Origin of the sequence: Psychrobacter sp. Sarcosine-02u-2, from assembly GCF_002836335.1 — a bacterium.
GTDB lineage: Bacteria > Pseudomonadota > Gammaproteobacteria > Pseudomonadales > Moraxellaceae > Psychrobacter > Psychrobacter faecalis.
Map to the genome: position 1 here is coordinate 1 of NZ_PJBX01000154.1, position 11,501 is coordinate 11,501.

At 43.7% G+C, this 11,501-nt stretch carries 8 protein-coding genes and 1 pseudogene; 4 read left to right on the forward strand and 5 right to left on the reverse strand.

Going from position 1 to position 11,501, the window contains the following annotated elements; all coding sequences use genetic code 11:
• Together CXF58_RS06530 and CXF58_RS06535 are read right to left on the reverse strand one after the other, a co-directional pair.
• On the reverse strand, positions 1–948 hold a 948-nt coding region (locus tag CXF58_RS06530; RefSeq protein WP_180952536.1), incomplete at its 3' end, for a heme lyase CcmF/NrfE family subunit.
• A 120-nt stretch (positions 949–1,068) separates the two neighbouring features.
• A complete protein-coding gene (locus tag CXF58_RS06535; RefSeq protein ID WP_077450565.1) occupies positions 1,069–3,270 on the reverse strand; it encodes a heavy metal translocating P-type ATPase in 2,202 nt (733 codons plus the stop codon).
• Between the two features lie 142 nt (positions 3,271–3,412).
• Here CXF58_RS06535 and cadR point away from each other — a divergent pair, with 142 nt between their 5' ends.
• Entirely contained in the window at positions 3,413–3,823 is a 411-nt protein-coding gene (gene cadR, locus CXF58_RS06540; RefSeq protein ID WP_007394845.1) for a Cd(II)/Pb(II)-responsive transcriptional regulator, read from the forward strand.
• A gap of 147 nt (positions 3,824–3,970) precedes the next feature.
• Here cadR and CXF58_RS06545 read toward each other — a convergent pair whose 3' ends face one another.
• The gene (locus CXF58_RS06545) at positions 3,971–4,693 is read right to left on the reverse strand and encodes a CHAP domain-containing protein (protein WP_068405068.1); all 723 of its coding nucleotides are present in this window, start codon (positions 4,691–4,693) and stop codon (positions 3,971–3,973) included.
• A gap of 797 nt (positions 4,694–5,490) precedes the next feature.
• The gene (locus tag CXF58_RS06550; RefSeq protein WP_011513677.1) at positions 5,491–6,141 is read right to left on the reverse strand and encodes a DUF411 domain-containing protein; all 651 of its coding nucleotides are present in this window, start codon (positions 6,139–6,141) and stop codon (positions 5,491–5,493) included.
• A 239-nt stretch (positions 6,142–6,380) separates the two neighbouring features.
• On the opposite strand from CXF58_RS06550, the gene lnt reads away from it, so the two are divergent.
• Positions 6,381–7,949, forward strand: a complete 1,569-nt coding sequence (gene lnt, locus CXF58_RS06555; protein ID WP_007394851.1) for an apolipoprotein N-acyltransferase — start codon at positions 6,381–6,383, stop codon at positions 7,947–7,949.
• Positions 7,950–8,089: 140 nt separating this feature from the next.
• Here lnt and CXF58_RS06560 read toward each other — a convergent pair.
• Positions 8,090–9,314 (reverse strand): annotated as a pseudogene (locus CXF58_RS06560) (IS3 family transposase).
• A gap of 218 nt (positions 9,315–9,532) precedes the next feature.
• Here CXF58_RS06560 and CXF58_RS06565 point away from each other — a divergent pair.
• Both CXF58_RS06565 and CXF58_RS06570 read left to right on the forward strand, forming a co-directional pair.
• Positions 9,533–10,414 carry an IS982 family transposase gene (locus CXF58_RS06565; RefSeq protein ID WP_102076945.1) on the forward strand — a complete coding sequence of 294 codons (882 nt, stop codon included), beginning with the start codon at positions 9,533–9,535 and terminating at the stop codon, positions 10,412–10,414.
• A gap of 113 nt (positions 10,415–10,527) precedes the next feature.
• Positions 10,528–11,501 (forward strand): protein-disulfide reductase DsbD N-terminal domain-containing protein (locus CXF58_RS06570; RefSeq protein ID WP_180952537.1); only part of this gene is annotated, 974 nt, incomplete at its 3' end.

Sequence of the window (11,501 nt, forward strand, 5' to 3'; positions counted from 1 at the left end):
GATAACCAAACCACGCGTCGGATCAGCGGCAAACGAATGCACTGAGGTAAGGACTCCAGAGCGTACCAGGAACGTGCCAAGCAAGCTTAAGGCAAAGGCGAAAATAGCCAGCATGATGGTCCATGCTTTAAACACCCCGCGCTTTTCAGTGACTGCTAATGAATGCAGCAATGCTAAGCCGACAAGCCAAGGCATAAACGAGGCATTCTCTACCGGATCCCAAAACCACCAACCGCCCCAGCCAAGCTCGTAGTAGGCCCACCACGAGCCCAGTGCAATACCAATGGTCAAAAATCCCCAAGCCGCGAGCGCCCATGGACGTGACCAGCGTGTCCAAGCAGCATCTAAACGCCCTTCCCACAATGCCGCCATACAAAATGCAAAAGGTACTACCATACCCACATAGCCCATATATAACATGGGCGGATGAATAATCAGACCGAAATCTTGTAGGACAGGATTTAAATCAGCGCCATCGACCGCTAGATTGGGTAAGGTACGCTCAAACGGTGACGAGGTAAATATCAGCATCGTTAGCATCATTAACTGTACACCGGCCAAAATAACTAATACCCGCGCACGCATTGATAACGGCAAGCCGCGACTAAAGTATGATACCAGTGCACACCATGTGGCCATGATGGTCATCCATAGCAGCAAAGAGCCCTCGTGTCCGCCCCATGTCGCCGATAACTTATAGTACCAAGGCAACAGCGTATTAGAATGCTGCGCGACGTAACTGAGGCTAAAATCATTATAATAAAAACCTGCTATCAAAGCGCCAAATGACGTTATCATGGCGGCAAACTGTGCCCAAGCTAGGCTAGGGGCTAGTCGTTGCCAAGCAACTTGGTTACGAATAACACCAATAGTTGGCAGAATTACCTGCAATAACGCCAGTACAAAAGCGGTAAGCAAGGCAAAATAGCCCAATTCTGTAATCAACATACGGTCTAACCTTATTTACTCTAATGCGGTTGCAGTTTACTGTGGCGGTGGAATTTTTATTATTAGAACCCACCCCGAAATCTGCTGCTATCTCTAGTTTTTAATTGATTTCGAAGGGTTTTATTTAACTACTTTAGGCGGATTTACCAGTGGAGGCGCGCCTTTAAAGCGCAGTAAACGTAACGCATTAAGAGTAACGATCACTGTTGCTCCAGCATCAGCTAGAACCGCAATCCATAGTCCAGTAATGCCGAATATGGTCGTGATCAGAAAGACGCCTTTGAGACCTAAAGCGAAAATGACGTTCTGATGAATGTTGCGCATGGTGGCACGTGAAAGTGCGATGAGATTAGCCATGTCCGTAACACGACTTTTTAATAATGCGATATCGGCCGTCTCAATGGCCACATCGGTACCACCACCCATCGCGATGCCAACATCGGCAGTTGCTAGCGCTGGCGCATCGTTAATACCATCACCAACCATCGCTATTTTGCGGTTGTTCTTCATCTCGTTAAGCAGGCGCAGTTTGTCCTCAGGCAACAGCTCAGCTTCCCATTCCACGTCTAAATTACTGGCAAGTGCTTGAGCGGTTAAGCGGTTGTCGCCTGTTAGCATGACGGAGCGCACACCCATCGCTTTGAGCTGAGCCACACCTTCATGAGCGTCGTCTCGTAATTCGTCTCTTAGCGCGATTAATCCAAGCACTTCACGGTTTTGCTCATCGAAAAGAACAGAGACGGTCTTACCCTCATTTTGCAGCGCCTCAATTTGCGCCTGTTGTGTGGATGAAATCAATGCCTCATCGGCTGCGTAAACAGGCGAACCGATAGCTAGCGCGCGCTCCGCGACAGTTGCGTGTACCGCTTTACCGGCAGTTGCAGAAGCATTGAAGGCCACAGGTATGAACACTTTAGCAGCTTCAGCATGACTAACAATGGCTTCAGCAAGCGGGTGACTAGAACCAGTCTCCACACTGGCAAAAAGTGCCAATATCTCATCTTGACCTTGAGAATTCTGACCTTGAATACTTGAGTCCTCTTGTGTAAAGGCAACAACATCGGTCACGCGTGGTTTGCCTTCAGTTAAAGTGCCTGTCTTGTCAAAAGCGACCGTCTTCACTTGGCCGATAGTTTCTAAAGCACTACCGCCTTTGATCAGCAAGCCACGGCGCGCACCAACAGCAAGACCAGAGGCGATGGCAGCGGGTGTTGATAGTACAAGAGCACAGGGACAGGCAATCAGCAACAGTGCTAGACCGCGATACAACCAAGTCGACCAATCTCCACCCATGGCTAACGGTGGAATGATAATAATTAGTGCGGCAATAGCCATCACTGCCGGTGTGTAATAGCGACTGAATTTCTCAATAAAACGGGCAGTGGGTGCTTTGGAGGCTTGGGCTTGCTCTACCAGCTCAATAATGCGCGAAATGGTGTTATCGGCGGCTGTCTTTTCTACGCGCACTTGGAGCACACCATCGATGTTAATTGACCCTGCAAATACATTGTCACCCATCGTCTTGGCAACAGGAACAGACTCTCCCGTCACGGGCGAATCATCAAGGCTGGACGCACCTTGAACAATGGAACCATCAGCAGATACCCTATCTCCAGGACGCACCAGCACAAGGTCATTCACTTGTAATGAAGTCGCTGGAACGTTACGCTGCCCACCTTGAGCATCAAGTAAAATTGCACTTTTCGGAACCAGCGATGATAAGGCTCTGATGCCAGCGCGAGCGCGATCAGCAGCGATACTCTCAAACAGTTCACCGATTGAGAACAAAAAGACAACCGCTGCGGCCTCTTCAGCTTCACCAATGATAAGTGCGCCAAGCACGGCGACGGACATCAGCGTTTCAATTGAAAAGAATGAACCTGTTTTAGCCAGTGCTAAGGCTTTGCGCGCAAATGGAAAAACGCCTACAATCACAGCGATGGCAAACACCCATATCCCATAAGCGGGCAACAGTAGTGACAGTGCATAACCGCTGCCCATCAAAATACCGAGGCCAACAACCTGTTTGCCTTTTTGAGTTTGCCACCATTGCTTATCCTGCGGAGCCATCTGATTGTCGCTGTCAATATCAATAGCCGATACAGTTTGTTGACCAGTATTGGCAGAGATGCCGAACCCTAGGCTTTTGATTGTTTTTTCGATATCACTAGCCTGAGTCGGCGCACCAGGGGCTAAATTTAGCTCTAGCGTTTCTGTAGCGAAATTCAGCTGAACATCAGAAACCCCAGGCATACGTTTCAAAGCTGTTTCAATCTTGCCGATGCAACTGGCACAGTCCATACCTTCAATATGATATTTCATAATAATTTACCCTTTGAATAATGATATTATGAACCCTATAGTGGCTTTAGAGTCAAGGTTATTTATCTACAGTTTCGTAATTTTAATTTCTCTAGCGCTAGTCTTTACAGCCACTTTAATTATTTAAATCATAGAGGTTGTTATGACAATCAAAATTGGTGAGCTCGCTAAACGCACAGGTGCCACAGTAGAAACCATTCGCTATTATGAAAAAGAGCGTTTATTACCCGAGCCTTTTCGTAGCGAAGGGAATTATCGTTTATATAATGAAGAGCACATTGAGCGTCTACAATTTATCCTACATTGCCGTACGCTCGATATGGCTTTAGATGATGTGCGAATCTTACTTGAATACTGGGAGTCGCCTGACAAGGACTGCGGCGATGTGAATAACTTGCTAGATGAGCACATTCATGCTGTGGAAATACGAATGGAAGAACTGATGCACTTAAAGCATCACTTGACCGTTTTGCGCCAGAAATGTGCAAGTAGTGCACCAGCGTCATCATGTGGCATTTTAAACGCGCTTGTCGATAACTCCTGTCATGAGTAATGATATCAGTAGTGTTCATTTCTGACGGATCAAATCATGAAAGGTTAAATACGCCCTGATGTTAAGCACAAAAAAACCCAGCAATGATATTAAGATCACTACTGGGTTGGAGGAAATAACAACTATGTTGTGCTGACTTAGAAAGTCTTATTTATCATTCATAGCAAGGTAGATATTACGATCTGATGCGGATGCGTCATCCACGTATTTTGAATCACGCCATGTCGTATAAGCATAGACACCACTGTATGGGCTGATACTGTTCTGACGGAAGTCAGAAATCCAATTTGTACCATCGAAAATTTGAATATGGCCATGTGGACGCTTTGATGAGCGATCATAGACAATAACATCACCTACTTGGGTTGGCATATCATTGCTGATTTTGCTGAAACCTGCTTTCTCAAGCGTGCCACGAGTGGCGTACTGATAGGCTGAAGGATTGGGTGTAAATTCATAACCAGCTGATTGTAGTGCTTTACGTACGTAACGGGCACAATATCCAGAGCTGCCAGATAAAGCCACTTTTGAGGCGCGAGCCGCAGCGATAGCGGGGGCTGAATTGCTGTCAGGAACCTTATTGACTTGCTGCTGTTGTTTTTCAGCGTATAAGCGGCTGTTTAATGATGAAAGCTGATTCTCTTTTTGCTTGGCCTGCGCACTTAGGTTGCTAATTGCTTGACTAATTTCATCATTATTAGAAACATAAGCACCACTTTTGGTGCTATAGATGTTTTTTGATGAACCGTAGTTTGATGCCACAGAAGTATTGGTGATGGTATTATTTGTTTGAGAGATTGTGATAGCAGCACCACTCGTTTGTGCTATGCCCATACCCAGTACTGACAAAATCAATAAAGCCTGTTTCATAAATCTAATACCTACGGTTAATTCAAAATGGTCTGTTATCAACAACAGCGCAGTCAATTAAATCTCAATAACTCAAGTATATATATGTCATAGTGACTGATACTTCTGCTGCATATTATTCATATAAAAAATGATTATTGGCGATCACAGCATCATTGAAGTCTTACGAAGCTGTTGCAAATCAAGCTGCTGGCCAAAACACAAAGCCGACTTTAGCATAGGCTGTTTAGCCTGTCATCACCCTTAAAAACCCCAAAAATACTTTTTTGATGTTGAAAAAATTGCTAATATTCCACATTTTACAATGTAAGCTTGTGTAACATATACAGAATATAGCTGACTAAATTGACAACAATTTCTACTGTTTTATAAGCAAAAAAACGTCTGAGGGTTAAATCTAAATTACAGATTTAACCCTCAGACGTTTTTTTATTGGATGAAGTAATTACCCTATATAGGGTCTAACTAATTATTAAGATAATATAATAATTTATAATATTAATATAGATGTTAATTCCCTACTGGCTTATGTAATATTACGTAATTGTTTCGATACATCCTGTATATTCTTGTATTAACCCTTAATTATTTATCTATTTTAAGGGTTAATAACCGATAAATCCGCTTACATTGTCATCAAAAGTTACAAATTCAAAGTTATTTTTGCTTTTAAAGTCGCAATAGCTAATGATTTTTTTGATGAAGAATCATTTTATAAGCAATAGAACAGTCTTATACCTGCCTCATTTACTTTTAACGCTAACACTATAATCAAAGTATTCTTAACTGCTAACACACTATAATTGCTGCTCTACCGATTCAATATCAGCATAAACTTGGGTCGTCCCGTCTTTATTGAGCTGCATAACCTGATAGGGCATGAATTTATTTTGATACTCCATACCTGGGCTACCAACAGGCATGCCAGGTACGGCAAGACCCATAGCTTGTACTGGCGGATTTTCTAAGAACTGCGCCATATACTTAGCAGGTACATGACCTTCAAAGACGTAATCATCAGTAGTGACTACAGTATGGCAAGAACGCATCTCAGTTGGAACGCTGTAGCGCTCTTTAAATACGGCTAAGTCCGCAACATCTTGCGCGGTTGCACTTAGACCATTATCTTCTGCATGACTTATCCATTCTTTACAGCAGCCGCAATTGGCATCTTTATAGACCGTAGCTGAGACGTTTTTTAGTAGGTCTGGTTTACTTACTGACCTTGTCATCATGTGAGCACTTTTAGCGTTTGGTTCATCTTCCTTTAAAGTGATAGCTGTTGCATTTTCGGTTGTTACTGATGTTGTGTTTGCATCAGATACGCCACTACTCGGTTGGCTACAAGCAAATAGTGATGAGGCGGCAAGTAACACCAGCGTACCACGCAACCCCTTAGACAGATGACGATTGAATATAAGACTGGATTTTATTTTTAAGGGGGTCATAGTGCTCTCTCATGTACTGTAAATATTGTGAGCTATAGAAGGTCAAGTAACACTTCATATCGTTTGGTAATGTAGCATAATAACCCATCAAACGGGGTACGTAAATTTATACATTGAGCAGTGCGGACTGGTATCATAATCAGTTTTTATTTTGAAATGCTGCCTGTAGTATTAACGGGTCTATCTGAGTTTTGGATTTTGATTAAAAATTCAAGGCTCATAATTTTGGATAATTTGCGATGCGCCTGTCTACTATTAATCTACAAAAGCGTTTGAGTACTCACTTAAATCAATTACCGCTATCGCTTACGCTAGTAGCAGCATGGCTTGCAGGAGCTATTTTTTTATTTTCGCTAGCGCCTTATGGGTTTTGGCCGCTAGCAATAGTATCACCAGCGATTTTATATGCGCTGTTGGTGACAAGTATGAGTGGTCGTCGCGCTTTTATTATCGGTGAAGCTTACGGTATGGGGCTATGGTGCGTCGGCGGCTTTTGGCTCTATACTGCTATCCATGATTATAGCGATACACCAACGTGGCTCGCATTGATTATGATTGCATTGATGGGTCTCGGTATGGGACTATTTCATGGATTGTTAGCACTAGTCTTTAACCGTATGGTAGGCAAACAACCCTTTTCATTTGCTGCTCTTTGGGTGCTACAAGAATGGTTAAAAACTTGGTTATTCACAGGCTTTCCGTGGCTGTTTGTTGGTTATGCATTTACTGAAGAGTATTGGTTATCGTCCTTAGCACCCGTTGCTGGTGTTTTTTCCGTCTCTTTTGTTGCCATACTATTGGCTGCAAGTTTAGTAGAGCTACTGCTTCGGCGCAGTAGTTATGCCATCGTTTCTGTACTGTTATTAGCCATTAGCACATCATTATGGCTGGTCAATCCGCAATGGACAAAACCTAAGGGCACACCTGATCTGTCAGTGTCATTGATTCAAGGTAATATTTCACAAGATATAAAGTGGCTGACTAAGTATCAAGTAGAAACGCTAAAGATTTATGCGAAGTTAACACGCACTGAGTGGGGACGTGATGTTGTGGTGTGGCCTGAATCATCTATTCCTATGTTTCAGGATGAGGCTGCGGGCTTTATTAGTGAAATGATAGAAATGGCTAATGCGACCAATACGACATGGATAACTGGTATCCCTTATAAGGATAAAGCGGCATTCAATGCCAGTACGGATAAGTATCCCCCATTTTACAATAGCGTGATTGCTCGAGGTGTAGAAGCGGAAGGCCTATACAAGAAGCAGCGTCTAGTGCCTTTTGGAGAGTATATTCCATTTGAAGGCGTGCTCGATATTTTCCCAAGTTTGGCCGGTAGTCAGGATATTAAGAGCTATAGTCGTGGTAGTGATCAGCAGTCACCTCTAAAGGTGCGTGGACACAATATAGGGACGGCTATCTGTTATGAGGTAGCTTATCCAGATACCACGCGTAAAAATGCCATCGATACTGAATTTTTGTTGACCGTCTCTAACGATGCCTGGTTTGGCACTTCAGCAGGACCATTGCAACATTTGCAAATGGTACAAATGCGCGCGCTTGAGAACGGGCGCTGGTTTATTCGAGCGACCAATACTGGTGTTACCGCTATCATTAACCATAAAGGTCGTATTGTAAAACGCGCACCGCAGTTTGAGCGTACTGTACTACGTGGTGAGATACAGGCACGGGTTGGTAACACGCCCTTTATGCTTATGGGAAATTATCCTATCTTGATAATAATAACCTTGTTATTACTACTAAGCTATTTTGGCAAAGGTCTAACCACACTTAGAAGACGAGGGTAATAGTAAACTTAATCATAATAATTTAATCAGTGTAAGTTTTTTATTTTTTCTAGGTAACGTTCTAACGCACGTAAATATAAAAGTTTTAAACTATTGACCCCTGCCGTCAAATCCGTATACATAAACTTGGGAGATTTTAATTACGCAGCTTGACGATAATAATCAAACCACACCTGTCTTGGCGATTGATAGCCCAAACCCTTTTGAATCCTCGTCTGATTGTAGTACAGCTCGATATAACTGATAATATCATTGATGGCTGTGAACCTTGTTTTATAGTCTTGATGATATACCAGCTCATTCTTTAATGTGCCCCAGAAGCTTTCTATCGGAGCGTTATCGAAACAGTTGCCTTTGCCGCTCATTGAGCCTATAAATTGATGCTGCTTAATGGTCTTGTGGTAGGCGTGACTGCAATACTGACTGCCTCTGTCTGAATGAACGATTAGCCCTTTGCTTGGACGTTTATTCTTGATGGCCATATTTAGTGCTTTGCAAACTAAATCTGCGGTCATACGCTTGTTAATAGCGTAACCGACAAGCTCTTTGGTGTATAAGTCTTTGACCCCTGCTAAGTACAGCCAACCCTCATTCGTCCAGATATAGGTGATGTCGCTGACCCACGACTCGTTAGGGCGCTTAGCATCAAACTTCTGATCCAGTACGTTTGGATAGACCAGCTTGTTGTGATTGGAGTCGGTGGTGACTTTAAAGCGCTTATGACGACGACATTTAATGCCGTGTTGCTCTTTGATGCTTCTTACCATATACAGGCTAATGTTATGGCCTTGCTCGCTTAGATGAGCATGCAGTCGATCTGCGCCATAACGTTCTTTCGTTTCATTGTGAGCCGCTTTAACCAGTAATTCAGACTGGTTGCGATGTATCTGTTGGTCGCTGAGATCACGACTTAGCCAGTCGTAATAGCTTGATGGCTTAACCCTTAACACACGGCACATAGTGGTGATGCGAAAGAGGAACTGGTTGTCTTTGATAAAGGCGTACCTGACTAACTGTTTCTCGCGAAGTACGCCGTCGCCAACTCGAGCATAGCTCTCCCCTTGCGTCGGGGCGAAGCAGTGCTTCGCTTTATCCCTCCTCATTTAGTATTTCGCGTTCCTCTTCAGCCACTTTGAGCTGTCGCTTTAGGCGTTTTACCTCTTCAAGCGCACTCATAAGTTCAGGGTCATACTGCTTTGTTCCTACAAGCTTGCCTTGATTAGCTTTGTTCTGCCAGTTGGATAGCGTTTGCATGGCGATGCCAAGTTGCTTTGCGGTCGCTGAAATATTGCCGTTGTTATCCGCTATCTTCTTGACGGCCTCGGCTTTAAATCCGTCACTGTAGGTTCTTACTTTCTTGGTCATGGTAAACTCCTGTCAATACGCTTAGTTTACCAAGTTTATCTCTACGGTTTCTTCAGCATAGCTCACCATGATTTTGTATCCCTTAATAGTATATTGTAGTATGTTGTATATAATATAACCCCAGTTCGGGATAAGCGCTCAAAAAAAAGATAAAAAAAGAAGTCCGAAGTTGCTAAAGTAAGTTTACCAAGACAAACTTCACAACAAGGACTTCTTACATGGACAACCTAACCGAACTATACTGCCATATTGACGACTTTTATCAGCAATTCAAACCTGAGTTTGACGCTCATTTAATCGCAACGGGACACCAAAGGTTAAGAGCATGCCAGATAAGTGTAGCAGAGATTATGACCATCTTGATACTGTTTCATCAATTACGTTATCGACAGTTTAAGGCGTTTTACTACCATCACATGCTTGGCATGATGAAACGGGAGTTTCCAAATCTGCCGAGCTACTCGCGATTTATAGAGCTTATACCGCGCAGTATCATGCCACTGTGCAGCTACTTGCAAAGCATGATGGGCGACTGTACGGGTATCAGCTATATTGATTCAACCAAGATAGCAGTTTGTCATAACAAGCGTATCTACCGTCATAAAGTCTTTAAGGGACTTGCAACCCGAGGCAAAAGCAGCATGGGCTGGTTCTATGGCTTTAAGCTGCACGCCATTATCAATCATAAGGGCGAGCTGGTATCTGTTAAAGTCACTGCGGGTAATACGGATGACAGAGTGCCTGTTAAGGATATGGCAACACCTGTGTTTGGCAAGGTGTTTGGTGATAGAGGCTACATCAGTAAAGCCCTAAACGCGTGGCTCACAAAACACAGTGATACTAGGCTGATAACGAAACTTCGGCGTAATATGAAACCCCAATTACTCAAGCCTATGGATGAGGCACTACTCAATCATCGCTCTTTGGTTGAAACGGTGTTTGGGGAGCTGAAAAACTTGTGTCAGATTGAGCATTCACGCCATCGTAGTGTCACGGGTTTTATTACAAACTTGCTGTCGGGTTTGATTGCTTATTGCTGGTTTCCCTATAAGCCCACCATCAAAAACATGCCTCAGCAGGGACAGGTAGCGACATTGTAAATAGTATCAATGAGTTACAATGTGGCTTATCCCGAACTGGGGTTGTAAATAGACAAGTCCATACAGACAGTGAATTGGTCAATTCGAATATTGGAAATAATAGGTAGCCCTTCATGTCCCTTAAGAGCGCAGAAAAGTCTCCGTCATTAACGCAAAATAAACCGTCAAAAAAATCTTGTCTGTTGGCGTTCGCTTTCAGCGCGGGTTCATTATTGACAGGGCTAGCAGCGACTGGGCTGACGGCCGTGCCAGTGGCATCGCAAGCGGCAGGATTGGGCGATTTATTTAGCAGTGATAAAAGCGCGACCCAACCGAAATTTTTGCCTGTTGATGAAGCGTTTCAAGTTAGCAGTAGCAGCAAACCGACCAATAATGGCACGCGCTTAGCCATTAACTTTGACATTACGCCTGAGCACTATGTTTATAAAGACCAAATTAAGCTAACGCTGCCTGCTGGCGTGAGCGCTGCACCTTTTAGCTTTAGCCAAAAGCCAGTCTCCATCGACGATCCAACTTTTGGGCAAGTATTGGTCTTTGACCAAGCCAATATGGTTGCTACTACCATTTTGAGTAGTAGGAACGGCAAGGCGATAAATAATGCCGCTGTAACGATAGGTTGGCAAGGCTGTGCCAAAGCGGGTCTATGCTATCCACCGGAGAAAATAAAAACCACAGTCAATATTGCTGCTGCGTCACAATCGGCAGCCAATAGTTCAAGTAGTACTGCTACAGTTTCTGCGAGCAATAACAGCAATGTAGAAACTGCGCAAGCCTCTACAGATGGGACAGTTACCAATAGTCTTGCTACAGAGCAAACTACGCCAGATGACGAGGTGATTGATTATGCATTGTTAGATGACGAAGCGTTAGATGCAGAGCTTGGTGCAATCAATACCATCTCTGGAGCCGATGAAGAAGTGGTAGGCGATAATGTCACAAGTGAAGCAGCGAACAATGACGCTGTCATAAATAATGCTGCTGCAACAAACAATACCGTTGTCGTTGATAACGCCATTAATAGTGACCCTTTTGGCTTAGCTTCGCATCCGTGGTTGGCATTGGTGTTATTGTTCTTGGCAGGGTTGGT

Excerpts from the sequence above, each read along its gene's own strand:
- CXF58_RS06535 (WP_077450565.1), bottom strand. The coding sequence starts at position 3,270 with ATGAAATATCATATTGAAGGTATGGACTGTGCCAGTTGCATCGGCAAG.
- cadR (WP_007394845.1), top strand. The coding sequence starts at position 3,413 with ATGACAATCAAAATTGGTGAGCTCGCTAAACGCACAGGTGCCACAGTA.
- CXF58_RS06545 (WP_068405068.1), bottom strand. The coding sequence starts at position 4,693 with ATGAAACAGGCTTTATTGATTTTGTCAGTACTGGGTATGGGCATAGCA.
- CXF58_RS06550 (WP_011513677.1), bottom strand. The coding sequence starts at position 6,141 with ATGACCCCCTTAAAAATAAAATCCAGTCTTATATTCAATCGTCATCTG.
- lnt (WP_007394851.1), top strand. The coding sequence starts at position 6,381 with ATGCGCCTGTCTACTATTAATCTACAAAAGCGTTTGAGTACTCACTTA.
- CXF58_RS06565 (WP_102076945.1), top strand. The coding sequence starts at position 9,533 with ATGGACAACCTAACCGAACTATACTGCCATATTGACGACTTTTATCAG.